Origin of the sequence: Candidatus Enterovibrio escicola (assembly GCF_002464935.1) — a bacterium.
GTDB classification, from domain to species: Bacteria; Pseudomonadota; Gammaproteobacteria; order Enterobacterales; family Vibrionaceae; genus Enterovibrio; species Enterovibrio escicola.
Genome location: NZ_NBYY01000013.1, coordinates 70,565 through 96,477 on the forward strand (window position 1 = coordinate 70,565; position 25,913 = coordinate 96,477).

17 protein-coding genes and 8 pseudogenes are annotated in these 25,913 nt (G+C 39.2%); 13 read left to right on the top strand and 12 right to left on the bottom strand.

The window, feature by feature from the left end; genetic code table 11:
- Window positions 1–14: 14 nt before the first annotated feature.
- Together BTN49_RS12910 and BTN49_RS05710 are read right to left on the bottom strand one after the other, a co-directional pair.
- A pseudogene (locus BTN49_RS12910) lies at window positions 15–362 on the bottom strand (IS982 family transposase); the annotation flags it as partial.
- 590 nt (window positions 363–952) lie between these two features.
- A complete protein-coding gene (locus BTN49_RS05710; protein ID WP_097356378.1) occupies window positions 953–1,480 on the bottom strand; it encodes a septation protein A in 528 nt (175 codons plus the stop codon).
- A gap of 306 nt (window positions 1,481–1,786) precedes the next feature.
- On the opposite strand from BTN49_RS05710, the pseudogene BTN49_RS05715 reads away from it, so the two are divergent.
- Window positions 1,787–2,704, top strand: a pseudogene (locus BTN49_RS05715) (IS5 family transposase).
- A gap of 256 nt (window positions 2,705–2,960) precedes the next feature.
- Here the strand turns inward: BTN49_RS05715 and BTN49_RS05720 are convergent.
- From BTN49_RS05720 to BTN49_RS12915, 5 genes and pseudogenes are all read right to left on the bottom strand, one after another.
- Entirely contained in the window at window positions 2,961–3,098 is a 138-nt protein-coding gene (locus tag BTN49_RS05720; protein ID WP_097356379.1) for a hypothetical protein, read from the bottom strand.
- 33 nt (window positions 3,099–3,131) lie between these two features.
- Window positions 3,132–3,410 (bottom strand): annotated as a pseudogene (locus BTN49_RS22090) (transposase); the annotation flags it as partial.
- Window positions 3,380–3,529 (bottom strand): hypothetical protein, encoded by a 150-nt coding sequence (locus BTN49_RS20555; protein WP_158523643.1) that lies wholly within the window; start codon window positions 3,527–3,529, stop codon window positions 3,380–3,382. The pseudogene BTN49_RS22090 and the gene BTN49_RS20555, both read right to left, overlap by 31 nt.
- Window positions 3,530–3,574: 45 nt before the next feature.
- Entirely contained in the window at window positions 3,575–3,805 is a 231-nt protein-coding gene (locus BTN49_RS20560) for a transposase (protein ID WP_097356380.1), read from the bottom strand.
- 98 nt (window positions 3,806–3,903) lie between these two features.
- A pseudogene (locus BTN49_RS12915) lies at window positions 3,904–4,339 on the bottom strand (transposase); the annotation flags it as partial.
- A 662-nt stretch (window positions 4,340–5,001) separates the two neighbouring features.
- Here BTN49_RS12915 and BTN49_RS05730 point away from each other — a divergent pair.
- Both BTN49_RS05730 and rluB read left to right on the top strand, forming a co-directional pair.
- A complete protein-coding gene (locus tag BTN49_RS05730) occupies window positions 5,002–5,634 on the top strand; it encodes an L-threonylcarbamoyladenylate synthase (RefSeq protein ID WP_097356381.1) in 633 nt (210 codons plus the stop codon).
- Between the two features lie 122 nt (window positions 5,635–5,756).
- Window positions 5,757–6,770: a 23S rRNA pseudouridine(2605) synthase RluB gene (rluB, locus tag BTN49_RS05735; protein WP_097356382.1), complete on the top strand. Its 1,014-nt coding sequence runs from the start codon at window positions 5,757–5,759 to the stop codon at window positions 6,768–6,770.
- A gap of 55 nt (window positions 6,771–6,825) precedes the next feature.
- Here rluB and BTN49_RS05740 read toward each other — a convergent pair whose 3' ends face one another.
- Window positions 6,826–7,566, bottom strand: a complete 741-nt coding sequence (locus BTN49_RS05740; protein WP_097356383.1) for a YciK family oxidoreductase — start codon at window positions 7,564–7,566, stop codon at window positions 6,826–6,828.
- Window positions 7,567–8,024: 458 nt separating this feature from the next.
- Here BTN49_RS05740 and BTN49_RS12920 point away from each other — a divergent pair, with 458 nt between their 5' ends.
- Both BTN49_RS12920 and BTN49_RS22095 read left to right on the top strand, forming a co-directional pair.
- Window positions 8,025–8,336 (top strand): hypothetical protein, encoded by a 312-nt coding sequence (locus BTN49_RS12920; protein ID WP_146679164.1) that lies wholly within the window; start codon window positions 8,025–8,027, stop codon window positions 8,334–8,336.
- Between the two features lie 184 nt (window positions 8,337–8,520).
- Window positions 8,521–9,180: pseudogene (locus tag BTN49_RS22095) on the top strand (transposase).
- Window positions 9,181–9,204: 24 nt separating this feature from the next.
- On the opposite strand, the pseudogene BTN49_RS05750 reads toward BTN49_RS22095, so the two are convergent.
- Window positions 9,205–9,907, bottom strand: a pseudogene (locus BTN49_RS05750) (IS1 family transposase).
- Between the two features lie 598 nt (window positions 9,908–10,505).
- Between BTN49_RS05750 and sohB the strand changes: the two are divergent.
- Window positions 10,506–11,564, top strand: a complete 1,059-nt coding sequence (gene sohB / locus BTN49_RS05755) for a protease SohB (protein ID WP_097356384.1) — start codon at window positions 10,506–10,508, stop codon at window positions 11,562–11,564.
- 67 nt (window positions 11,565–11,631) lie between these two features.
- Here the strand turns inward: sohB and BTN49_RS05760 are convergent.
- Window positions 11,632–12,549, bottom strand: a pseudogene (locus BTN49_RS05760) (IS5 family transposase).
- Between the two features lie 673 nt (window positions 12,550–13,222).
- On the opposite strand from BTN49_RS05760, the gene BTN49_RS20575 reads away from it, so the two are divergent.
- Entirely contained in the window at window positions 13,223–13,318 is a 96-nt protein-coding gene (locus BTN49_RS20575; protein ID WP_423248245.1) for a hypothetical protein, read from the top strand.
- Between the two features lie 40 nt (window positions 13,319–13,358).
- Window positions 13,359–13,553 (top strand): transposase, encoded by a 195-nt coding sequence (locus BTN49_RS17575; protein WP_423248246.1) that lies wholly within the window; start codon window positions 13,359–13,361, stop codon window positions 13,551–13,553.
- A 988-nt stretch (window positions 13,554–14,541) separates the two neighbouring features.
- Here BTN49_RS17575 and BTN49_RS13940 read toward each other — a convergent pair.
- A complete protein-coding gene (locus BTN49_RS13940; RefSeq protein ID WP_150139367.1) occupies window positions 14,542–14,733 on the bottom strand; it encodes a hypothetical protein in 192 nt (63 codons plus the stop codon).
- A 241-nt stretch (window positions 14,734–14,974) separates the two neighbouring features.
- Between BTN49_RS13940 and topA the strand changes: the two genes are divergently transcribed.
- Window positions 14,975–17,596: a type I DNA topoisomerase gene (gene topA / locus BTN49_RS05780; RefSeq protein ID WP_097356388.1), complete on the top strand. Its 2,622-nt coding sequence runs from the start codon at window positions 14,975–14,977 to the stop codon at window positions 17,594–17,596.
- A gap of 107 nt (window positions 17,597–17,703) precedes the next feature.
- Here the strand turns inward: topA and BTN49_RS05785 are convergent, their stop codons facing one another.
- Window positions 17,704–20,415, bottom strand: a complete 2,712-nt coding sequence (locus BTN49_RS05785; protein WP_097356389.1) for a nitrate reductase — start codon at window positions 20,413–20,415, stop codon at window positions 17,704–17,706.
- Between the two features lie 800 nt (window positions 20,416–21,215).
- Between BTN49_RS05785 and BTN49_RS05795 the strand changes: the two are divergent.
- The 4 genes and pseudogenes from BTN49_RS05795 (at window position 21,216) to nirB (ending at window position 25,909) form a co-directional block, all read left to right on the top strand.
- Window positions 21,216–22,179 (top strand): annotated as a pseudogene (locus tag BTN49_RS05795) (IS5 family transposase).
- A 324-nt stretch (window positions 22,180–22,503) separates the two neighbouring features.
- Window positions 22,504–22,725 carry a hypothetical protein gene (locus BTN49_RS05800; RefSeq protein ID WP_146679166.1) on the top strand — a complete coding sequence of 74 codons (222 nt, stop codon included), beginning with the start codon at window positions 22,504–22,506 and terminating at the stop codon, window positions 22,723–22,725.
- Window positions 22,726–23,158: 433 nt separating this feature from the next.
- Window positions 23,159–23,353, top strand: coding sequence for a hypothetical protein (locus BTN49_RS12925; protein WP_146679168.1), 195 nt, complete (start codon window positions 23,159–23,161; stop codon window positions 23,351–23,353).
- A 9-nt stretch (window positions 23,354–23,362) separates the two neighbouring features.
- Window positions 23,363–25,909 (top strand): nitrite reductase large subunit NirB, encoded by a 2,547-nt coding sequence (gene nirB, locus BTN49_RS05805; protein WP_097356391.1) that lies wholly within the window; start codon window positions 23,363–23,365, stop codon window positions 25,907–25,909.
- The last annotated feature ends 4 nt before the right edge of the window (window positions 25,910–25,913 follow it).

The window sequence follows — 25,913 nt, forward strand, 5'->3', positions numbered from 1 at the left end:
CATAAATAGACGAAATCACCGAAGGTGATTTCTATCGGCTTTGCCTGACGGTGAGTGAGGTAAGAGTAAAGCAGAGCCAAAATACCTTGCATGAGCTTGAGCATTCGCGTGTAGCTGACTAATTCAGGAAATTCGTTGGTGAGGTAGCGATAAACAAAGTAGATGTAATAGGTTTTGAAGTCTAGATACCAAGATTGATGGAAAGATATCACTATCGTCATCACTTCGCTAACTAAGAGATGAGAAGGCTTGCTTCTTTCTTTGACACCGGAAGAAATGAGGTATTTTTTCCATGTAGGGAGGAAAGTCTGGCAGAAATCTTCGACATCGATGAAAACAGCGTCTAAGTTATTGTTACCCAAGTCCTTATGCAGGCAATGGTTTTTTTAAACAATAAGATCGCAACTTGGGAATTTAGTTCATTTCTTATGCGCAGTTCAGGTTATTTAGAGTTTAATCATCTTGCCGTTATTTTTAGAAAATGGCATTAGCAGTTTGATTGAGGAATGTCACACTTTAGAGCTAAATTCAGGAACCAACAGGTTCTTTAATAACGATTTTCTCTACTGAGATTGTAATGTGAATCCATTCGATTAAATCCGCGTAATCCAACTGAAGCAGGGCATGATCCAGTCATAAAAAGTATCTCAATTTAAATTGGCGTCTGAAGTTATGTGTACAATAAGTTGTAGAGGATCGTCAGCCTGACTATTAACGTGGCAGCCTTGGTATTTAATATTACAGATACCCTTCTTTAATTAACAGTTATTGTCACCATGTGAAAGTTAGGAATCTTGTACGGAGATATATTTAATATATGATCGACGTCTGATAGTGGTACCAGCATGTTACTGTTTCTGAGAAATAAAAAGATGGTCGGTATCGAAGTTCCGACCTTATGTGGACACTATTATTTGAACTTTATTTTATTTTCCTTGTATTCCTATAAGATTCATTTTTTAGATAAGTGTTTATAGATATACATGCCTGTTGCCAATGTATATGACAGTGTCACTGCAAAAAGACCGAATACTTTGAAATTAATCCAAACATCCAACGGATGTGTGTAGGCAACGTACAGATTTACTACCGCTAATATGGAAAATAAGGCTATCCAAGCGAGGTTGATGTTATTCCAAACAGAATTAGGAAGAGAAATCCCTTTGCCAAGTATACTTTTAATAAGTGGCTTTCCTAGGTACTGAGAGATAATCAAACCACCTGCAAACATTGTATAAACGATAGTAACTTTCCATTTGATGAAGTCGTCATTTTGAAAGAAGAGTGTCAATCCACCAAACACAGCTAACAGTGCCGCAGAAACTACCTGCATCTTTTCCACTTTATTGTATAGTATCCATGTTGCAATTACTTGCATGATCGTGGAGATGATAAGTGCACCTGTGCCTACATAAATGCCATAAAGTTTGTAGAAGAAGAAGAAGATGACCAATGGAATAAAGTCGAAAATCTGTTTCATTCAGATACTTATCCTTGTTAGACATAAAATGGCTATTTTAGCCAGGATGCTTGAGTTTACTTAAATCTGGCTAGATATAAAGAGCCTATATATATCTTAACTTGAAGTTTTCGCGGTGTTGACCGTACAACCTACTAGGTTCTATATAATACAAATTACTGAGGACTGTCTATATATAAATAAACTCATTACTCCGAGGGATGATCAACTTGCACCAGTATACAAGAATTGGTGTGTTTTCCCAAATATCTGAACTAATCACAATTCCTAGGATCAGATCGTCATGGAGTTAAGCGGGAAGTTATGATGGGAAAAGCCAAGCACAATATCAGCAACTGGAAACAATATAATCAAGCATTAGTAAACCGTGAATCAGTGACTTTTTGGATAGACGTCTCTACTATTAAGGCTTGGCATTATCTAAAGCATCAAGGTCATCGTGGATGTAGGTTTATATTTTCGGATACCGAAATTTAAACGGCACTGGTGGTGAAAAATATTTTCAAACTCCAACTTCGTGGATTTGAAGGGTTTCTCAATTCGGTTTTTACGTTGATGAATATCCCGCTTAAATTCCCTACATATACCTGTATTAGTAAGCATGCGAAGAACTTAAAAGTTAAGTACCGTTTGATGAATCAAGGAGCTGTTGCCCACGTCGTTATTGATGCTACAGGCATTAAAATATATGACGAAGGTAAATGGAAAACGCGTAAACAAGGTAAGGAGAAGCGGCGTATTTGGCGGAAACTTCATCTTACTGTTGATGTGTCTACTCATGAGGTTATTGCTGCAGAAGTTAGCCTATTTTCTGTGGGTGACAGTGAAGTTTTACCTATCATTTCTTAATTAATTACGACGAAAGATACAACAAGTTAGTACTGATGGAGTATATGACAAATGAGCATGTCACCATGTACTGAAGAACAAAGGAATAACGCCCAGTATTCCACCTCGAAGCAACGCGGGATATTGGGAGGAAGGGTAGCCTATAAATGAAGCTATGAAGGCGTTGAAATGAGACAAACTGGAGAAGTGGAAAAGGATAGGAGTTATCACAAAGGCTCATTAGCAGAGACAGAAATCTTTTGCTATGAACAGTTGTTCAGTCCTGAACTCATTCTTTGTAATTACAATGATTAAGTTGGTAAATCACTGGCAAATGTGAAAGCGATGAATAAAGTTATAAAACTAGGTATGTCTGTTTGCCAACAGACAAATTAAGACTGTCAAAGAATTGGGATCAGTGCGTTATAGTCCTGATTTAATTAATCTGAGATCTGCAATAGCGCTTGCTTATCAAGCCGAGTTATCTTGAAGCTCGGCTTCTTTGGCTGAAATGAATACGCGATGAGTCCTGCCAGCAAGTTAGCCATAAAACTAATATAATTATGGTGCCGAGAATGTTTGATTTGGGATATGTCTTTTAGTTAGTCAAAACGGTTTCAATAATAAATCGTTTCTGGAGTATCGGGCAGTTCTAGAGTTTCCCACTTTGGAGTTCATGTTTTTTCATACCCGTTATCAGTTTCACTCTCTTGTCTGCAAGTTCCCGACCCAATGGATCAGATACATAACCTTTGTTTCCGTAGAAATCCACCAAAAGCTCGTTAGCCATTTCCGATACTGGTTTTCTATCATTGAGCTATGGTCAAATCTGGTATACAGCTTCCAGAGCAGTATCCTGATGATTGATGTTTGTTTCACGAATGCCATTTCTGAATTTCTTTCCTTTGATGATATCCGAGAGTAATTTAAAGCCTCGCAGGCTACGCCTGTTAATCTCAGTATTTCGTCTCACCGTTGCAAACATTGATTCAATTGGGTTTGTTGTTCGGATATATGTTCAGTGCTCGGCTGGGAAATCGTAAAATGCCAGCATTTCTACTTTATCTTTGGTCAGGCACTCCGCAGCTTTTGGATATTTAGCACCCTATCGTGTTTCAAACTGACCTCTGACTCCTTGTACCCATCGACAACGGCTAGCATTTCCTTGTGGCAGGTATCATCGACACCTATGACAACAAGCAGGCAAAGATTGTCATCCATTCAAACTTTGCAGTAAATACCATCGGCCTAAATGTAGACATACCGCTATTTACTTAGGGCGCGCTGACGCCACTGGTTGCATTCTGCTTCCCATTGCTGCTTGAGTCGAGAAACATTGTTTGCTGACAACTTCTTGGCTTGCTTACCTAAGGGCGCTTCTAGGGTTGGCTGCATATCGCCCGTGGAGATCCCCCGCAAATAAAACCAAAGGATAAGCTCTTCTATGTTTTTGGCTCGCTTGAGATAAGGCGGAATCAGTGTGCTGTTAAACTTGATCCTGCTCCCTGTTTTATCTCAAATCTTTGAGACTTTGACGGTAATGTCGCCGAACTCAGTTTGTAGGGGACGCTCAGGCAAATGGTCATTGTACACTACCCCATCGTTCCTTTTCCTCGCTTCTCAGTACCTTTAAAATCTGATATCTAAGTATGCAGAGGTGTGACAAACTTGTAACTTGGACGAATCAACGAAGGCAATCCCTATCGGCTTTGCTTGACGGTGAGTGAGGTAAGAGTAAAGCAGAGCTAAAATACCTTGCATGAGCTTGAGCATTCGCGTGTAGCTGACTAACTCAGGAAATTCGTTGGTGAGGTAGCGATAAACAAAGTGGATGTAATAGGTTTTGAAGTCTAGATACCAAGATTGATGGAAAGATATCACTATCGTCATCACTTTGCTAACTGAGAGATGAGAAGGCTTGCTTCTTTCTTTGACACCGGAAGAAATGAGGTACTTTTTCCATGTAGGGAGGAAAGTCTGGCAGAAATCTTCGACATCGATGGAAACAGCGTCTAAGTTATTTTTACCCAAGTCCTTATGCAGGTAATAGTTTTTTTAAACAATCAGATCGCAAATTGGGAATTTAGTTCATTTCTTATGCGCAGCTCAGATTAATTACAATGCTCAAGGGAACTAACTTCAAAGAAGTCAGTAATGAGGAAATTGCCGAGATAGAACACATCCTCAATACATGTGGTAGAGCGAGTCCTAAGTATAGCTCTCCTAACGATGTGTCTTTAGAGTATTTGATGTTGGTTTAAGATATAACACCTGTGCATTTTAGATGACGGAGGGCGTGTTCTTAAAAAATTCAGGTTATGTACCACTAAATTGGTATTCCATCTCAGGAGCAGTTGAGGTTATAAATAAATTTGGTGGGAGATCTGTAGTTAACATATGTTGGACGTTATAAACTCAGGGATAAATGGATAAAACCTTTACAAGAGTCGTTTAGAGGAACTGGTACGATGGTATGCTCTTTTCTTTAATAACAAGATGTTATCTTGTATCGTAATTTGTAGACGATGCAATTTACTATGAGCTATTTGTTTCTCAGGGCTCTAATTTTCATTATCCATTGATTTGCTTAGGACTAGGATACAGTCTTTATTTGATAACGGTTATTATGGGATGTGGAAAACTGGTTATTATCCTGTGATTAAAGGGGCAGAGATAAACTCGGAGGAATAAAAGTGAGCCAATTTTTTAACGTTCATCCTGAAAATCCGCAAATTCGCTTGATGACTCAGGCGGTTGCCATTATTCGAGATGGAGGTGTTATCGTTTACCCAACAGATTCCGGATATGCACTCGGTTGTCAGTTGGAAAATAAACAAGCGTTAGAGAGAATTTGTCGCATTCGTCGTTTGAATGACAAGCATAATTTCACACTCTTATGCCGTGATTTATCAGAGCTCTCAGTTTATGCACGTGTTGATGACACAGCATACCGTCTGATTAGGAATCACACACCAGGACCCTACACTTTCATCTTAAAGGCTACCAAAGAAGTGCCCCGTCGTTTGATGAATCCAAAGCGTATGACTATCGGTATACGTGTACCAGATAATCGTATCGCATTGGGTTTATTGGAATTACTTAGTGAACCCTTGATGTCAACTTCCCTTATCTTGCCCTGCAATGATTATACTGAGTCCGATCCAGAAATGATTCGTGATCAGCTTGAGTATGCCGTCGATGTTATTTTGAACGGTGGCTATCTTGGTGAACAACCTACTACCGTTATTGATTTTAGCAAAAAAACGCCTGAAATTATCCGTCGTGGTATAGGTGATACTGTACCCTTTGAATGGACTCTAAGGTAGGTGAAAATGCATGGTTTGTTTAAATCAAATTTGGCATAATACGATATTGATCCAAATTCCTATTTGAGGATTATTTTTTCTGACATCTACACATATTAATACGACAGTAGGGTAATGTTTTAATGAGCGAAAAATTACAAAAAGTTCTAGCCCGTTCAGGTATTGGTTCTCGGCGTGAGATCGAAATCCTGATACAGGCTGGGCGTGTCAGCATTAATGGTACAGTAGTTAAGTTGGGCGATCGGCTAGATAATACCAATGTGAATATCCGTGTAGATGGGTATTCCGTGCAAGTTACCAACGCTTCTAATGTTGTCTGTCGCGTACTAGCGTATAATAAACCTGAAGGAGAATTGTGTACACGCAGTGACCCAAAAGGCCGTCGTACCGTATTTGATCGCCTTCCTCGTATTAACGGTACTCGCTGGGTAGGTATAGGCCGTTTGGATGCCAATACATCTGGTCTCATGCTATTCACAACCGATGGGGAGTTGGCTAACCGCCTGATGCACCCAAGTCGCCAAATAGAACGTGAATATATGGTGCGAGTCTTTGGTGAAGTGAATGAGGAAATGATTAAAAATATGGTTAGAGGCGTAGATCTTGAAGACGGACCAGCCCGTTTTGAAGACATCGTTTATGCTGGTGGTGAAGGTATGAACCGCACCTTTTATGTGGTGATCACTGAAGGGCGTAACCGTGAAGTTCGCCGTTTGTGGAAAACACAAGGTATTACTGTGGTAAGCCGTTTGAAGCGTGTACGTTATGGTAACCTTTATCTAAACAAAGAACTGCCTCGTGGTGGCTGGATGGAGCTTGAACTGGATGATGTGAACTATTTGCGAAAATTGGTTGAACTCTGCCCAGAACGTGTAACCATGATGTCTCCAGAAATTATAAAACGTAAAGCACGTCGACAGAAAATACGTCATGCTGTTCGTCGCCATGAAGAGCGTGTTGAATTAAACAAAACGCGTAAACCTTTCCGTGGTGGTGGGATACTTAGTTCTGCAGGTAAGTCGGAGGATAAGTTCTGTAATGACTGTCTGGGTAACACAGGGAAAAATCGTTCCGAGAAATTTCTCTCTCGTCATAGGGTTCCAAACAAATCACGTACTCGTTTGGGATCAACATGAAAAAAGCCAGTACAGACTGGCTCTGTGTGAAGTGCGGAGATTTATATAGGTAAGTTTATCTCTGTTGGGCGTCAATGCATTGACCATTGACTGCTATCCCTTCTGGAGCCATCAGATAAAGATACAGTGGCATGATATCTGCTGGTGTTCTGAGGTTATTTATATTTTCTGCAGGAAATGCCGATGCGCGCATTTTAGTGCGCGTACCCCCTGGGTTGATTGCATTCACCTTTACTTTCGTATTTCTAAGCTCATCAGCAAGTACTTGCATCATACCTTCAGTTGCGAACTTTGATATTGCATAGGTGCCCCAGAAAGCGCGCCCAGTATGACCAACAGAAGAAGACGTAAACACGATGCGCCCATCATTAGATTTGTGCAGTATAGGCAGCAAGGCTTGTGTCATCATGAAAGGGGCTTTTACATTAACCTCCATGATCTCATCATAGGATTTTTCTTCGATCTGATCGAATGGGCATAATACACCTAAAAGACTTGCGTTGTGAAGAACCCCGTCAATATGGTTAAATTGACGCTCAATGATATTTACCATAGCCAAGTAATGTTGACGGGTGGCTCGAAGTAGATCTAACGGAATAATTGTCGGTTTCCTACCGCCAGTGGCTTCTATTTCATCATACACGTGTTTGAGTTTGTATACTGTTCGTCCTAGCAATATAACAGTTGCACCATGTTGAGCGTAACTAAGTGCGGTTTGTCGCCCTATACCTTCACCTGCTCCTGTAACTAAAATAACTTTTCCGTTTAATGCATCGGTTGTTACTTGATACTCCACGTTATAATATCCCTTATATACCAAAAGCACTTGAGGATGTAGGTTTGAGTAGCTCTATTTTATCGTTTATTCTAAATGTCAAAGAGTCTGCAATATCTGAAAAACTTGCAGTGAAACATTGGTTAATGGTCTATTTAACATCTTATTTTTTAAGGTAAACGTTGTTCATTAACCTTTGATTCATCAATTTACAAAGCTTTTCTATTAGGATTTAGATACAGATTGTAATTAGGTAGACAGTAAAGCTAGATATTGAGGATAAATGTGGCACCTATAACTAACCTAAGATCTGTATAAGCGTGGCTTTTTAAAATCGAGTGATCTTAATGCTGCTTTTTTCGTGGGAACATATAAACAATGAATCCAGCAATAAGGTTGCCCATAAATCTTCCATCACTTCGGTGCCGAAAATACTCTATTTTGAAACATAACAATTTAATTGTTCAAAGGCTGATTCGATGATAAATTGTTTTTTTAATAATAAGATGATCCCAAAACTTCATCACCTTTGGTTTCATGTGCTTCTGTGTATTCGTGGTGAAACTAACCCCTTTCTTGGCGCGTTGTTTTTTCAAGGTAACCCGAGATATGCCCTCTATTTCCATAGAGCAATCCCCAGAGACTATCTGGCCATATCAGGTACGGGTTTTTGCCATCAACATTGGTTGTTGTTATCTTTACCTAAATTATATTCCTTGGTCGTTGATGGTAAAGTAAGATTTAAAGCCATAGAACCCTTCCATCGTCTGGTTATGTATTCAATAGGTTGAATGGTTCGTCAGTATAACTTGCAAGCCAGTTGTCTACTACTGAAAATAGCCTAAGATACGCATAAGAAATGAACTAAATAGCCAAATCGCGCTCTAGTCGTTTAAAAAAAACTATCGATTGCATAAGGACTTTGGCATGAATAACTTAGACGCCGTTTTCATCAATGTCGACGATTTATGCTAGATTTTCTTCCCTGAATAGGAAAAACGCCTAATTTTTTCCGGTATCCAAAATATAAACCTTCTCGCCTCTCAGTTATTGAAGTGATGACGATAGTGCTAGCTTTCCATCAATCTGGATATCGAGACTTTAAAACCTATTATATCTACTTTGTTTTCCGCTACCCCACCAACGAATTTCCTGAATTATTCAGATACACGCGAATGCTCATGCAAGGTATTCTGGCTCCTCTTTAGCTCTTCCCTCACTCACCGTCAAGCAAAGCCAATAGGGATTGCCTTCGTTGATTCGTCTGAGCTACAGGTTTGTCATAACCTATACATTCTCAGATATCAGGTTTTTAAAGGTACCGCGAAGCGAGGAAAAGGAATAATGGGGTGGTTTTTCGGCTTAAAATTACACCTCATTATCAATGACTAAAGGGGCATTATCTCGGTCACAGTGATGAAACTATCGGACTGCCTGATGCTTCGGAAATGATTTATTATTCAACCCATTTTTGACCAACTAAACAATATCTCCCAAATCGAGCATTCTCGGCACCGTAGTTGTATTAGCTTTATGGTCAACTTGGTGGTAGGGCTCATCGCGTATTCATTTCAACTAAAGAAGCCGCGTATCAAGATAATTCGGCTTGATAAGCAAGCGTTTATGCAGATCTGAGGTTATTCAATAGTTTTTTATGGTTTAAAGGAAATACTCCCGTTTAATGAATGTACCGGTCACTTTGTCGTGAATTTCCGTTGATTTTGAGTATCTGATCGTTTTCTGGTTGAGTCGTTTAAAGCGTATACGGAGGGTTGAATTTTCCCTCTTAATGTTTTGTGTATAGAGCTTGCCAATAAAGTGTTTATTCTCGGGAAGAGATATCTTACACATTGAAACCTTTCAGTGCATAGTGCACTAAAATGAAAAATTGAATATGGATAACTGATTTAAAAGTAAATGGAATGTCTTTCTTCTACGACACCAGTATGCGTGAGCAATGATTTTTTCAATCTAAGCTCCCAAGCTTACCAACGTCGGCTAGGGTGTTTTTCTTACCTACGAAAGACCATTGCTCATCTACATTTTCAGATAAGCATGACTTCTAGTACATCAAGAGGGAATGTGGTTACACGGTGTGGTGTAAATTTTTTAAAACTCGTATAACTGATATCAATGCTGATGTGTAGCACTCGAAAGGAGTTACGAATACCTGAATTATTCATAGTAAGTTCAACAATTTTTCTTTTATCCCCGCCTGATAAACCCTGTATGTATATCCAAGCTGGAAGGTTCGGCAACATGCTTGGCAACGATAGAGTTGGTATCCACCAAGGTAGATATCTTACTTTTTAACCGTTTTTGTTTGCGGGAAAAAACGACATTTAACGTCAACGGTAGCTATGATAATTACCATGTAAAAGCAGATATTTTACACGAAGAAAAATCTATTGAATACAGAACCTTCCCCTTCTACGCTAGATCATAACTGTTACAGTTATGATCTGAACTCAGGGAATTTAGGCTTAAACTATTCATTGTTTTAGGTGGGGAAGGACGGTTATTTTATGGCTACGAAGAGCTTAATAAACCATCACCATCACAATATTCTAATCTTCTAATCCGAGCAGTATCTCTTCTACTCGGGATCGAATTCTACCATTACGTGTTGCACTTTGTTCGGTTTTAAGTGTTGGTTTTCGCTTCCTTTGCCAAGTCACTTTCATAGCTCGCTACTTGACCCTGATTCTGACTAGAATCAAGTATTTTGGATGATTACTGGTATATAAACGGCATTCATGCCAGTTAATTGTATTGCTCACTCCTTTGGTTAGATAATGCTAATTAGCAAGACAAAAAACACCGAGCTATACTAATAAATTAGAATTTTTCCGATGGAACTGCCGAGATAGATTAGTGGTAATTATCAGTGTCAACTAGTAGTGAGATGATGAGTAGTAGTAGAATAACAGGGTATGTTATTTGATATAGAGGAATATAGTTTGGAATTCTTGCTTGATTATGGTCTATTTCTGGCCAAAATACTGACTTTTGCCGTTACAGTGATCGCTGTTCTATTGATTGTAAAAAGTGCAGGGGGTAAACAGGATCAGAAAGGAAAATTGGAAATCATCAACCTGACGGATAAGCACAGAGACCTTATCCACGTGATGGAATCTCACCTTTATGATGAGATAACACTGAAAGCTTTTGATAAAGAAGAAAAAAAGTCTAAAAAATCAAAAGAAAAAGAAACTAAAAATAAATTAAAAAGGCATGTTGAAATTGAAGTGCTGGAATCAAACCGCAAACCGCACCTGTTCGTGATCGATTTTAAAGGAAGTATTGATGCTCGAGAAGTAATGTCATTACGTGAAGAAATAACCGCGATTCTGGCGGTTGCGAAAGACGGTGATGAGGTCATGCTTCGCCTTGAAAGTGGCGGTGGAATGGTACATGCCTACGGCCTTGCATCTTCTCAACTTAATCGTATCAAACAAGCAAAAATTTTATTGACCGTTTCGGTGGATAAAGTGGCAGCTAGTGGTGGTTATATGATGGCATGTGTTGCTGATAAAATTATTGCTGCTCCATTTGCTGTTGTTGGTTCAATTGGTGTGATTGCACAGTTCCCAAACTTCAATAAGTTACTTAAAAAACATAATGTTGAATTTGAACAGTTGACGGCAGGTGAGTTCAAACGCACATTAACAATGTTCGGAGAAAACACTGACAAAGCCCGTGAAAAATTTGTCAGTGAACTGGATGAAACCCATATTCTTTTCAAGAATTTTATCGTAAATCATCGACCTTTACTGAACTTAGAAAAAGTATCAACAGGCGAGCATTGGTTTGGTAATCAGGCATTGCCACTAGGATTGATTGACTGTATAGGGACCAGTGATGATTATCTGGTTTCTGCAGTGAAAGAAAGGGATGTTTTAGGCGTCCGTTATGTGCAACGGAGGAAGCTTTCTGAAAAGTTAGCAGGTTCTGTGGCTGAAGCAACCGATCGTTTGCTGTTGAAATGGATTCTCCGAGGTCAGCGCCCAATTGTTTAACCGTTTAAATAGGAGTTGTTGATTAAATCAGGCCTATAAAGCACTGCTTCTAATCTTTTTTACAGTCTTAATTTATCCGATGGTGAACAGGAATACCGGATCTTATAACTTTATTCATCGCTTTCACATTTGCCAGCGCTTCACCAACTTGATCATTGTAATTACGAAGAGTGAGTTTAGGGCTGAGCAACTGTTTATAGCGAAACATTGCTGTCTCTGTTAATGAGAGTTTGTGATAACCCCTGTCCTTTTTCATTCCGCCAGTTTGTTCTCTTTCAACGCCTTTATAGCTTCCTTTTTTGGATGCCTTTCCTCCCAAAATCCTGTGTTGCTTAGAGGTGGAATACAGGGCGTTATTCCTTTGTTTTTCAGTACACGGTGACACGCTCTTGTGTCATAGGCTCGATTAGCACTAACTTGCTGTATCTTTCATCATCATAGGTTAAGTAATATAGGTAAAACCTCATTGTCACTCATAAAAACTAAGCTAACTTCTGCAGCAATAACCTAATAAGTAGACACATCAACCGCGAGATGAAGTTTGCGCCAGATACGCCACTTATCCTTACCGTGTTTACGCGTTTTCCATTCACCTTGGTCGTATACTTTTAGGTCTGTGGTATCAATAACGACGTCGGTGACCGTTCCTCGATTCGGCAAACGTTACTTAATTTTTACGGTCTTAGACCGATTACTAATGCAGGGTGTATGTCGGGTATTTCAGCGGGACATTCATCAACGTAAAAACAGAATTGAGAAAACCTTCTAATCCACGAGGTTGGAGCCTAAAAAGACCTTTCATCATCAGTGCCGTTTTAATCTCGATATCCGAGAATATAAACTCACGGCCATGATTACCGTTATGCTTTAGACAATGCTATGCCTTAATAGCAGAGAGTTTATCCAAAAAGTCACTGAGCCACGGTTTACTAATGCTTGATTATATTATTTACAGATTGCTAATTTTGTGCTGGGTCTTTCCCATTATAACCGCTCGCTTAATTCCATGATAATCTGATCGGAGGAATTGAGATTAGTTCAGATATATGGAAAACAACGCAGGTTGTGATGATTTAAGCTGAACTGCGCATAAGAAATGAACTAAATGCCTGAATCACTACCTAATCGTTTGGATCAAATCATCAGTCGTAAATGGACTTTAGCATGCATAATTCGGATGCTGTTTTCACCGATATTGCTGATTTCTGTCAAGTTCTCCTTCCTGCTTATAAAAAACATCGGATTTCAAATTTCAAAACAAAAAATCGAGCCTATCGCTTTTCAATCGGTGAAGTCATGACAATTATTATATTTTTTTATCAATCGGGATTTCGTTATTTTAAGATGTAGTACATTTAATTTGTCTACCTGTCACTTAACAGGTAAATTCCTTGGTTGAGTCAGCTATACACGGATGCTTAACTTGATGCAAAAAGTTTTGCTCCCCTTTCTTTCTTCTTATCTGACTCCCTCCTAATCAAACCTACTGGTATCACGTTCGTTGATTCTATCAAGTTACAGGTTTATCACAATTTACATATGCTACGGTATCGCTTGTTTGAGGGGTGGTTAAACTAGGTAAAGGGATGATGGGCTAGTTCTATAGTGTTAAACTTCACCTTATCATCAACGACCAAGGTGGTATTATTTCGGTAAAGGTGACAACAACCAATATTGATATCAGAAAATCAGTGTCTGATACGGCCGATAATCTTTGGGATTACTCTATTAGAGATAGAAGGGCATATATCTAGCCCTCTTAAAAAATTCTACACCACGAAATGGTGTAGTCTTATCACGAATACAGGGAAGAACATGAAACTAAAGGTGATGAAGCTTTGGAACCGTCTTATGTTGAGACAAAAATATATCATTTTGACAGTCTTTGATCAACTAAGCAATATACCCAAAATCAAGCATTTTAGGCACCAAAGTTGGGTGAGGTTTATGGTCAACCTTATTACTGGATTCATTGCTTATACGTTCTAACCAAAAAACCGTACCTTAAAATCACTTAATTCGAAAAAGCTACGCTTATATGGATTTTTGGTTGATTGAGGTTATCTTCAAGGAACTGAAAGAAGAAAACGCTCACAAATTTATAATTGTGAGAACCACAGCATTGTAAGAGCTACACCCATAATCATTGAAGATGCTTGATTTTTAATAAAAAGGAGGATCAAGCTATACACTATGACAGTAATTTTGATCAAAAAGCAAAAATAGATACTCGAAACCCAGCATGATAGAATGCGTCATAGGTGAGTTACCGCCCGTATCAAAATAAAATCAGGACAACTTTCATCAGAAAGTTAATTTGCTTTGATGCTTAATCAAGCTCTCCGAATCTATGGAACAACCGTCCTCCTCCACCTCAAAAGCTATGGACAGTCTAAAAATGGGGATTTAAACAGCCACCTTTCAACCACCGTAGCAATGGTACGCATCGAACATGTCAGCGATTTTATTTATCCTCTACACCTTTTTAAGGTGTCGTGTATGTTAAACGGAAATTTGGCGTGTAATGTACAATTACGGGCAGGGAGAAATGGTTCTATTACGATGGCTTCAGTTATAAAGTGCCTCCTTGCAGATTTCATGTAGAAAAACAACGGGCTTTTATCTGTCACTATGATTTAGATCAAAGCCTGTTGCACCAATAATGAAACCCTTTTATTCATTGACGCCGTCCATTTAACGCAAGCGACAATAATCACCTATGGATAGATGATCTCGGGACAAGACAACGCATTTGCAACTACAGGAAGTCGCAGCTGCCTGAATATTATTGGCTCGCTTAACTGTTCGGATATTGTATTATATAGTTGTTAGCGAATGAACCACCCTCGACAGTGCAAATATTGTTCATTTTTTCTGTAAGTTAAGAGAGAATTATCCATTTTTTCATAAACTGCATATAATCTTAATACGCATCTTAGGTTAGTTAGTTTATTCCACAGAGATTTAACAACAAACTTTACGTCCAGATTCCCCTATAGTAGGTAGTGAGGGTCAGTTTACTAATAATATCGACCATGTCATAAGGAATACTCGCCAGAGCCTGCATTTTTAGGTTATTTTGGTTATAAAAGGCAATATAATGAGTATTATACTGGCATGATTGTGATCTAATGCGGAAAATATTCATGGCAAGATAGTAAATAGACACCCGTGAATGGTAATAATTATCTTTTTTGTATAATGGAATTATGGGTGTCCTCTGATAAGTGCGGTTTATTGGTTATATAAAGAACAATTTAGAAGCTGCAAACAATTGGGGATCTAGGAAAAACTGGTTGATATTTAGATCTAGTCGCTCAATATTATAAATAGTGTTGGAGTGTCGCATGCAAAATCATACGATTTAAATCAATAGATTAAATTTTAGACGCGAGGGCGTATTGGTCACTATGGGTAAATCTCTCGTTATTGTGGAATCCCCAGCGAAGGCAAAAACGATTAATAAATATCTGGGCAAAGAGTTTATCGTTAAATCGAGTGTGGGGCATGTTCGAGATTTGCCTATCAGCTCAGCTCATGGGAGAAAAAAAGTCGTACCTAGTTTGACCAGACGGTTGAATGCAGCAGAAAAAAAGTGTGTAAAAAATGAAAGAGAAAGAAATTTGCTGATTAACAAGATGGGTATCAATCCTTTTTGTGATTGGAAAGCTGACTATCAGATATTGCCAGGTAAAGAAAAGGTCGTATCTGAACTCCGAGAGCTAGCGAAAAAAGTGGATGTTATATATCTTGCAACGGATTTAGATCGTGAGGGAGAAGCTATAGCTTGGCACTTACGGGAAATTATTGGTGGTGATGCAAAACGCTTCAAACGCGTAGTGTTTAACGAAATAACTAAAAATGCTATACAAAAAGCATTCCAAACTCCTAGTGAGTTGAACATGAATGGCGTGAACGCTCAGCAGACACGTCGCTTCCTAGACCGTGTGATGGGTTTCATGGTTTCACCACTATTATGGAAGAAAGTAGCCCGTGGTTTGTCTGCTGGACGTGTTCAATCCGTCGCTGTGAAGTTACTGGTTGAACGTGAACATGAAATTAAGACGTTTATCTCGCAAGAGTATTGGGATATTCACGCCGATACAATAACGGAGAGCAAAAACTCACTTCGTTTAATGGTCGTTCAGAAAAATGGTGAAGTATTCAAACCGGTGAGTGAAGTGGAAGTCATGGCTGCAACATCAGCCTTACAAATCGCAACTTATAAAGTCTCATCCTGTGAAAATCGTCCAACTTCTAGCAAACCAACAGCACCGTTTATTACGTCTACGTTGCAGCAATCTGCGAGTTCCAGAATGGGGTTTGGTGTTAAGAAAACTATGATGCTGGCGCAGCGTCTATATGAAAGTGGCTATATCACCTATATGCGTACAGATTCAACTAACCTGAGCAAAGAAGCAGTTGAAACAGTTCGTGAATTCATTGATAGTGAATATGGTAAGAATTACCTACCGTCTGCAGCAATCGTCTATCCTTCAAAAGGAAATTCTCAAGAAGCGCATGAAGCAATTCGACCTTCAAGGATTGACGTAAAAGCAGACAATTTACAAAATATGGATGCAGATGTACACCGTCTGTATGATCTGATTTGGCGCCAGTTTGTTGCTTGTCAAATGATGCCAGCGAGATATGACTCGAGTACCATTACCGCAAAAGCGGGAGAGTTTACCCTGAAAGCAAAAGGACATATGTTGTGTTTCGATGGTTGGATACGTGTTCAGCATCCAATGTGGAAGAACGAGGGTATCACGTTACCTCCCGTCGATGTGAATGAGATGCTGATATTGAAAAAAGTTAATTCAAAACAGCATTTTACCAAGCCACCATTTCGCTTCACTGAAGCTGCGTTAGTTAAAGAACTTGAGAAACGCGGTATAGGTCGACCGTCGACCTATGCTTCTATTATTTCGACTATCCAAGATCGTGGTTATGTTCGCGTTGAACAACGTCGTTTTTATACTGAAAAGATGGGTGAAATTGTAACGAATCGCCTTGATGACAGCTTTGCTGACCTTATGGATTATGATTTTACTGCGCGTATGGAAGAACACCTTGATCAAATTGCCATGGGTATCAAGGATTGGAAAATAGTACTGGATAATTTCTTTAAATCTTTTAGTGATGATCTGAAGAAAGCTGAATTGGACGAAGTAGATGGGGGTATGAAACCCAATAGTATTGTACTAACTGATATTGATTGTCCTATTTGTTTTAGAAAAATGGGGATCCGTACCGCATCTACAGGTGTGTTCCTCGGTTGTTCTGGCTATGCATTACCACCTAAAGAACGTTGTAAAACCACCATCAATCTAATGGACGAAGAAGGCATAATTAACGTTTTAGAAGAAGATGTTGAAACCGCAGCATTGCGCGCGAAAAAACGTTGTCAAAAATGTGAAACGGCGATGGATGCTTACCTTATCGACAGGGAACGCAAGCTACATGTTTGTGGCAACAATCCAAGTTGTGATAGTTATTTGGTTGAGAAAGGTGAGTATAAACCACGTGGTTTTGACGGTCCTGTGGTTGAGTGTGATAAGTGTGGTTCTGACATGGCATTGAAAAATGGCCGCTTCGGGAAGTACATGGATTGTATTTCTGTAATCTGTAAAAATACGCGTAAGGTATTGAAAAATGGAGAGGTTGCAAAACCTAAGGAAGATCCTGTTCACTTTCCTGAACTTCCATGTAAAGATTCAGATGCATACTTTGTATTACGTGAGGGTTCTTCAGGCTTGTTCTTGGCAGCAAGCAACTTTCCGAAGTCTCGTGAAACTCGTGCACCCTTGGTTGAAGAATTAACTAGATTTAAAGATCGTATTCCAAAAAAATATCAATATCTTGCTGACGCACCACAAAAGGATCCAGATGGCCGTAAGTCTATAGTTCGTTTTAGTCGTAAGAGTAAAGAGAACTATGTTCGTACCGAAGAAGGTAGTAAACCATCAGGTTGGCTCGTCTTTTTTACCGATGGGAAGTGGATCATTACCGACAAACGAAAGAAACAATAAACATTGTTGTTTCAATCAAGAAGGGCGTATAAATACCTCTAATGTTATTTGATGCTTCCTTGAAATATACCCTGACTGCTATCATAGCGAGTAAGAGCTGTAGGGTGCTAATTTGCATCTTCCTGCTCTATATCTCTCTCACAAACATGACTGATGATTTGTACTAGTTCTGCGATGCAGCTTCCACAACCCGTCCCTGCTGATGTGGCCACAACCACGTCCTCAACGTTTATTAAATTGTCTTTAATTATGGCTTGTTCGATGGTCTCTAACTTGACCTGTTTACATGTACAAATGATGGGAGATATTGCGACCAAGCATCCTGATAGGAACGTATGAATATCTTGTTCTCTAAAACCTGAAGTGAGTAGCTGAACGATGTCTGGTTGTATCCTTTCCCTTTCTATGGAGCTAATTGAGAACGCCAGACATGGTGTTGTTTGACAGTATATTATGCCGCGCCACCCTGTGCTGCCATGTCCTTGAATTAACGATGAACCAGAGTGTTCTAGCATAAGAATTAGATGTGAATAGACATTTTTAGAGCTTTCTTTAAATAGAAAACGATAAAAATATCCACCTTTAATGGTTTGTTTTACCCAATAGTCTGCGCAGATAGTTTTTAGCTGTTTGTCATTTAAGCCTTTTGGTGTTATTAGGGTGGCAACAGAAGATATCATAAGTGGTTCTATAGCCACTGGTGTAGTTTTAAACGCAGGCTGACCAGATATGAGGTCTGTCTTTGTAGGAATGAGAGAATTAACTTTTCCGCTGGAGCAGTTTGTTTTACTCCAATGGATCGGAGCAAAACACTGTCCCACCATTACATCATTGCTGAGATGTGCCTTGAATATTTGTTTACCAGTATTGCTTGTAATCATAACCAACTTATTGTTTTTTATTCCTCTGGTCGTCGCGTCAAAAGGGTTAATATCTACTACGGGCTCGGCTGCATGTGCACTGAGAGATGCAGAAAGTCCCGTTTGTGTCATGGTATGCCATTGATCTCTATTTCGGCCTGAGTTTAATAACAATGTGAATGGTGATGTAGTACAAGGGGTAGAAAATCTGTGATCAATTGCGACAAATCTTGCTTTCCCATCTGGTGTTGAGAAATGCCCATCGCTAAACAGTCTCTCTGATGAGATTTCATTGTTTATTAATGGCCATTGTTTAGGGGAAAACGCCTGATAATCTTTTGTCGTCATTGTTTGGATTGCAGCTAAGTTTAGCTTCCTTTCTGTACACTTATCTTTAGTATTGCCAGCTGCTGTCAATTTTGCGTATTCACTAAAAATGTCCGCTTCAGATTGGTAGTCAAAAGCCTCTTTAAATCCCATTCGTTTCGCGACTTCGCAAACAATCCACCAATCTGGTTTTCCCTCCCCAGGTGTAGGCATTATGCGTCGTTGCCTAGAGATGGTTCTTTCCGAATTCGTGACGGTACCTGATTTCTCACTCCAACCTTGTGCAGGGAGACGAACATGCGCGTGCTGCATTGTATCAGTACAGGAAACGCAATCGGAGACAATAAGAAATGGACAGTTTGCAAGGAGGGTGTTGATCTTTTTGCTGTCAGGAAGGCTTACGGCAGGGTTAGTCGCCATGATCCAAAGCGCTTTTATTTTTCCACTATCGATGGCATCAAACATGTCAATTGCTTTCAAACCAGGTTTGGTAGCAAGCTTATTTGTCTGCCATACGTCCTTAAGTAGGGCTATGTGATCCTCATTGCCAAATTCTAAATGTGCTGCGAGTGTGTTAGCTAGTCCACCAACTTCTCGGCCGCCCATCGCATTTGGCTGTCCTGTAATAGAGAACGGTGAACTCCCTACACGACCAATGCGGCCTGTGGCTAGATGGCAGTTAATTATACTGTTCACCTTATCTGTACCACTTGTGGATTGATTCACTCCTTGAGAAAACAGTGTGACTGTTTTTGGATTTTCGCAAAACCATTGATAAAACATTTCTATATCGGATGATCTTAGCCCAGTTACCGATGATACGGATGAGATGGTAGAGAATCGTTGGGAATATTTTAATGCAGTATCAAAGTTTGATGTGTGTTGCTCAACATAGGAATGATTAACGTGGTTGTGCTGAGAAAGGTATGCCAGTAATCCGGTAAATATTGCAATGTCAGTACCTGGGAAAAGTGGAAGGTGCAGATCAGCAATTTCACAGGTGCTGGTTCGTCGCGGGTCGATAACCACCACTTTGGTACCGCCTTGTATTTTTGCTATTTTAAGGCGTTGATACAGAACGGGGTGGCACCATGCGAGGTTTGATCCTACTAAGACTACTAAATTAGCTAATTCCAAATCTTGATAGTTACCAGGAACACAATCTTCACCAAAGGCACGCTTGTGTCCGGCTACAGCTGATGCCATGCAAAGTCTCGAGTTTGTGTCGATATTTGCGCTACCTATGAACCCTTTCATTAGCTTATTGACAACATAGTAATCTTCGGTTAACAATTGACCAGATACGTAAAAAGCGACGGCATCTGGACCATGCTTATTGATGACATCATTAAGTGATGTTGCTACATTAGTAAGTGCATCATCCCATGAACACTCCTCATCTTGGATTGAAGGGGTTAAAAGTCGTCCTTTTCTTAGGATAGTCTCTGCCAAAGCCAATCCTTTGGAGCACAACCGCCCATAATTTGCAGGGTGTTCCTTGTCACCTCTGATGTCTAATTTACCTGAGGTAAGAACTTTAGCTTCGATACCACAACCAACACCACAGTACGGACAGGTTGTCTTTATCCATCCTTTATTATCTTTTGATGTGTTACGTTTAGTATTAGGCATAGTGCTAAATTCCCATATCTTTCACTAGTTATGAACAATAGACAGCAACTAGTGCGCCAAATTTAAATTTTAATAAAGTGAAATTCTAAGTTGATGTCCTTAGTGCATTTTTCATTTAAATGAATATACCCAATCAACTTGAAGATGGTTGATTTACAGCCATGTAATCAATAGATTATTCTTCGTGTAAAAAGGTTGATTTTCTCAGGGTGATTAGGTTCTGTTAATCTTTGATAAATTCTTTTAAACAGCATGGTGAAGTGTTGTAATCACTTCGACAGAAATAATCTAACTTACAATATCATTGCTAGAACTATTATAACTGATAATCGATGGGAACTGTTACTCCAACTAATGAAGCGTACTGGTCGTGTTTATGATAAACCAGAATAAAAAATATCTTTTAGAAGGATTTGTCAAAGAGTTATCTTGGAAGGTTAACTATAATGGATCTTTATTGAGGGCTTATTGTTGGAACACATCAACACAATACTGTGGCGACGATTCCAAACCATGATCTTTATGAAAAAGATGTGGCGATTATTCACCAAAGACTTATTTTATCGTAGATAGTAGCAGATTGTCTATCTACTTCAGGTTACAAGGAGGACAAAGGCACTATATTGTATATACAATATTATATAGACCCGTATTGACTAAGTCAATACGATTGTTGTTGCTAAAAGTGATATAGATCGATCTCTATGTAAGTATCCTTATTTAGGGCGTTTTTTCCAAAATATCTGAACTAATCGCAATTCCTACGATCAGATCATAATGAAGTTAAGCGGGAGGTGATGATGGAAAAGGCCAAGCAAAAGATCAGCAACTGGAAACAATATAATCAAGCATTAGTAAACCGTGTTTCAGTGACTTTTTGGATAGAGGTCGCTGCTATTAAGGCATTGCATTTTCTAAAGCATCAAGGTCATCATGGCCGTGGGTTTATATTTTCGGATACCAAGATTAAAACAGCACTGATGGTGAAAGGTATTTTTCAGTTCCCACCTCGTGAATTAAAAGGCTTTCTTAATTCGTTTTTTACGTTGATGCATTTCCCGCTGGAATCACTTACATACACTTGTATTAGTAAGCGTTCGAAGATCGTAAAAGTTAAGTACCGTTTGCCGAGTTGAGGAGCTGTCGCACACATCGTTATTGATGTCACAGGCTTAAAGGTATACATCGAAGGTGAATAAAAAACCATGTAAACACGGGAAGGAAAAGAGGTGTATCTGGTGCAAACTTCATCTTGCGGTTGATGTGTATACGCATGAGATTATCACTGCAGAAGTTAGCCTAATTTCTGTGGGTGACAATGAGGTTCTACCTACATTGATTAACTTATTACAACGAAAGATACAATAAGTCAATGCTGATAGAGCCTATGACACAAAAGCATGTCACCATGTACTGAAAAATAAAAGAATAACGGCTAGTATTCTACCACGAAGAAACGTGGATCATTGGTAAGAAGTACATGCTAGAAATGAATCTGTACATGCATTAGAAGAAGATAAATTGCTGGAGTAAGAAAAGGACAGGGGTTCTTACAAACTCTCATTAGCAGAGACAGCAATATTTCGCCATAAATAGTGGCTTAGCTCTAAACTCACTCTTCGTAATTAAAATACTCAAGTTGGTGAAGCGCTGGCAAATTTGACAGTGATGAACAAAGTTATAAGACTTGGTATGCCTGTTCACCAGAAGAAAAATGAAGACTGTAAAAAAGATTGGAAGCAGGTCTTGATAGACCTGATTTAATCAATAACGCCAGTTCTGATTATAAAACTGATCATTTATTGATTTTAAACCGTTCGTGATCTTGCCCTAATATTGAGATATAGGGAGCATTAAAACTCGGCGTTTGATCGAACGGGTGCAAGATAAAGGATGAATTGCACAGTTAAAGTGCAGGTTATTAACGCCGTAGTTATATTAGCGAAAATTTATTTTGATTGGGTACGCCAAATTTTTTACAAAAACAGCTTGTTATTTATACAATCAATTTTTTTCATATTGGCACTATATTTGCTTTCTTAGATTCATATATACCAAAGTAACCTTGAATTAATGGGGTATAGGAACATGCATCCCAATAAAATATCGGTTGTAGGAAATATGCGTAGTATTCTTTTACACAACACAGATTTATCTTCGATTCTTTTTTCAGGAAAGCCTGATCTTCCTTTTATCAAACGAAATAAACAGCTAGGAACCATCTTCCCTGTTGGAATAGGGCTGTACGATCTAAATTTTCTCATGGTAAAAGCGCTTTGTTGTATTAAAACTAACGACGTAATTATTTAGGATCCCCTTGTTAGGGATATATATAGTATGCGTTCGTACCTCCATAAAAAACTACTATCTATTGTGGATTAAAGCAAAAGGTCAGCATAAAGTTCATCGGGAAGATATTAACCAATTACGCATCAATTCAGCACTAGTCGATAAAATAGTTTGTAGATGGAAAGGTGGTGATGCTTTTATCTTTGGGAGATGAAGTGTTTGGAATTACCAATGAGTCTAGCTGTACCAGTTATGTAATCATCCAACTGACTAATAGAAGTATTTTATAGGTCATTCTTTGGTACCTAGTACAAAAAAAGAATTGTTGGTGAATTGATGTGCATCAGTGGATTTAATTGGAGATTTGTATTTTACAGTGGTTTGTCTAAATTAGTTTTGATTTGTAACCAACCCCAATCGGCAGATATACCACTTCCAATATCAATTACTGTTATTGACAAGGTTAGTCCTCCGGATAAAAGTGTTTGGCATAAGCAAGCTAGGGAAAATGTACGCAATAATTGAAGGGCATATGGTTACATCACTTTCGCGTATTGTCAGCGGTCATGTTGTATTTCTGTCGGTTGAATTGGACTGGTTTATTGAACATGCCTCTACCTCTACACACATCAAAAAATTCTTTGTATAAGGAATCCTTATGGATAAGAAACGGATTGTTATTATTGGAAATGGTATGGTGGGACATAGATTCATTGAAGATATTTGTGATAAAAAAAGAAATAGAGAGTTTGAAATTATCACTTTTTCAGAGGAACCACGCCTTGCATATAACCGAGTTAAGTTAAGCAGTTTTTTTAGTGGAAAGACTGCCGAAGATTTAATGCTGACAAGTGGAAATGATTATACTAGACAGGGTGTTAAGTATTACTTAAACGAAAAAGTTATTGAAATAAAACGAAATAATAAGTGTATTGTGACTAACAAAGGGACGGAGGTATTTTATGACTTCTTAGTATTGGCAACGGGTTCTTATCCTTTTGTCCCGTCAATTGAGGGTAACGATCAAACGCATTGCCACGTTTATCGTACCATCGAAGATCTTGAAGGTATTAGGTCCTCGGGTGAACAGAGTAACGTAGGAGTAGTTATCGGAGGTGGACTGCTTGGGTTAGAAGCGGCCAATGCACTGCAACATATGGGTTTAGACACCCATGTTGTTGAGTTTTCAGCACGTTTGATGGCCGTTCAACTTGACGACGGTGGCAGTGAATTGCTTAAGCAAAAAGTCACAGCGTTGGGTGTTAAGATTTATACAGGAAAAACTACTAAAGCAATTGTTGTAGGTGACAATTGCCGCTACAAGCTTAAATTCGAAGATGGTACTGAGCTAGAAACTGATATGGTGGTTTTTTCTGCGGGTATTCGCCCACAAGATGCATTGGCTAAAGCGCATGATATTGAGGTAGGTGAACACGGTGGCATAGTCATTAATGACGCATGCAAAACTAGCGACAATGCTATTTATGCGATTGGTGAATGTGCATTGTGGCGGGGGCGCGTCTATGGTCTTGTGGCGCCAGGCTACCAAATGGCCAAGGTAGTTGTGGCACAACTGTGCGGGGAAGATACAGTGTTCAAAGGTGCTGACATGAGCACTAAGCTGAAATTGTTGGGTGTGGATGTTGCGAGCATAGGTGATTCACAAAGTATCACACCAGGTGCACAGTCCTATACCTTCTCTGATGGTATTGAACAGGTGTACAAACGCATTGTTGTATCTGAGGCCGGAGACAAGCTATTGGGTGCGGTACTGGTAGGTGATGTAGAAAGCTATCAGACTTTGTTGCTTACCATGCTCAATGAGTTGCCTTTGCCTGAATTCCCATCAGTTCTGTTGCTATCAAACAGTACAGTAGATACTGGACTTTTTGGAGTTGTAAATCTACACGATGATGCACAAATATGTTCTTGTTATGATGTATCCAAAGGCACGATTAGAAATTTAGTTGCTCAAGGCTGCACGTCTATGGCTAAGATTAAATGTGAAACAAAAGCAACCACAGGTTGTGGGGGCTGTAGTTCTCTAATAAAAAAAATAGTGGACGGTGAGTTGATTTCCTTGGGGCATAAGGTTAATAACAATCTCTGCGAACACTTTCAATATACGCGCCGAGAACTGGTGGATATTATTCGTGTTAAGAAAATTAAAACTTTCAGTTACCTGCTTGAGAACTACGGTTTAGGACTAGGCTGTGACATTTGTAAACCCACGGTAGGCTCTATCCTCGCATCCTTCTGGAATGACTATGTGCTAGAAAACGAGCATATAGGGTTACAAGATACAAATGACATTTTCCTAGGTAATATGCAAAAGGACGGGACTTACTCTGTGGTACCAAGGGTTGCAGGGGGTGAAATTATGCCTGACAAGCTAATTGCTTTGGGTCAAGTGGCTAAACAATACAACCTTTATACTAAAATTACAGGTGGTCAACGTATTGATCTCTTTGGTGCACAGTTACACCAACTCCCTGAGATTTGGAAAGTCCTAGTTGATGCGGGTTTTGAAACTGGACATGCGTACGGAAAATCCTTGCGTACTGTTAAATCCTGTGTAGGTTCAACATGGTGTCGTTATGGTGTTGATGATAGTGTAGGGTTTGCTATTGAGGTAGAAGAACGTTACAAAGGGCTTAGATCACCGCATAAAATTAAATTTGCTGTATCTGGTTGCACCAGAGAGTGTGCAGAAGCCCAATCCAAAGATATCGGTATGATCGCGACGGAAAACGGTTGGAACCTTTATGTGTGTGGCAATGGTGGTATGCGTCCTCGTCATGGTGATTTATTTGCATCCGACTTAGATAGAGAAACACTGATCAAATATATAGACCGCGTACTGATGTTCTACATTCGCACAGCTGATCATTTACAACGGACTTCCGTATGGCTTGAAAGCCTAGAAGGAGGTCTTGATTACCTAAAACAAGTTGTTATAGAAGATAAGTTGGGTATAGCTGACGAACTTGAAAAAGAGCTTAGTGAAAGTTTGATTAACTATCAGTGTGAATGGAAAACCACTATTGAATCACCAGAAAGACTTAAACGTTTCAGACACTTTATCAATAGTATGGAAAGCGATAACAGTTTAAAATATGTCACTGTGAGAGGTCAGAAAGTACCAAAACCTGTGTCCATCAAGTTAGAAAATATCAACCGAGACAAAGGCATTGACCAAAAATGAAAAT

What these genes read in the sequence shown, in the direction of transcription:
- BTN49_RS05710 (WP_097356378.1), bottom strand. Translation starts at nt 1,480, where the DNA reads ATGAAACAGATTTTCGACTTTATTCCATTGGTCATCTTCTTCTTCTTC.
- BTN49_RS05720 (WP_097356379.1), bottom strand. Translation starts at nt 3,098, where the DNA reads ATGGCTAACGAGCTTTTGGTGGATTTCTACGGAAACAAAGGTTATGTA.
- BTN49_RS20555 (WP_158523643.1), bottom strand. Translation starts at nt 3,529, where the DNA reads ATGGATGACAATCTTTGCCTGCTTGTTGTCATAGGTGTCGATGATACC.
- rluB (WP_097356382.1), top strand. Translation starts at nt 5,757, where the DNA reads ATGAGCGAAAAATTACAAAAAGTTCTAGCCCGTTCAGGTATTGGTTCT.
- BTN49_RS12920 (WP_146679164.1), top strand. Translation starts at nt 8,025, where the DNA reads ATGATAAATTGTTTTTTTAATAATAAGATGATCCCAAAACTTCATCAC.
- topA (WP_097356388.1), top strand. Translation starts at nt 14,975, where the DNA reads ATGGGTAAATCTCTCGTTATTGTGGAATCCCCAGCGAAGGCAAAAACG.
- BTN49_RS05785 (WP_097356389.1), bottom strand. Translation starts at nt 20,415, where the DNA reads ATGCCTAATACTAAACGTAACACATCAAAAGATAATAAAGGATGGATA.
- BTN49_RS05800 (WP_146679166.1), top strand. Translation starts at nt 22,504, where the DNA reads ATGCATCCCAATAAAATATCGGTTGTAGGAAATATGCGTAGTATTCTT.
- nirB (WP_097356391.1), top strand. Translation starts at nt 23,363, where the DNA reads ATGGATAAGAAACGGATTGTTATTATTGGAAATGGTATGGTGGGACAT.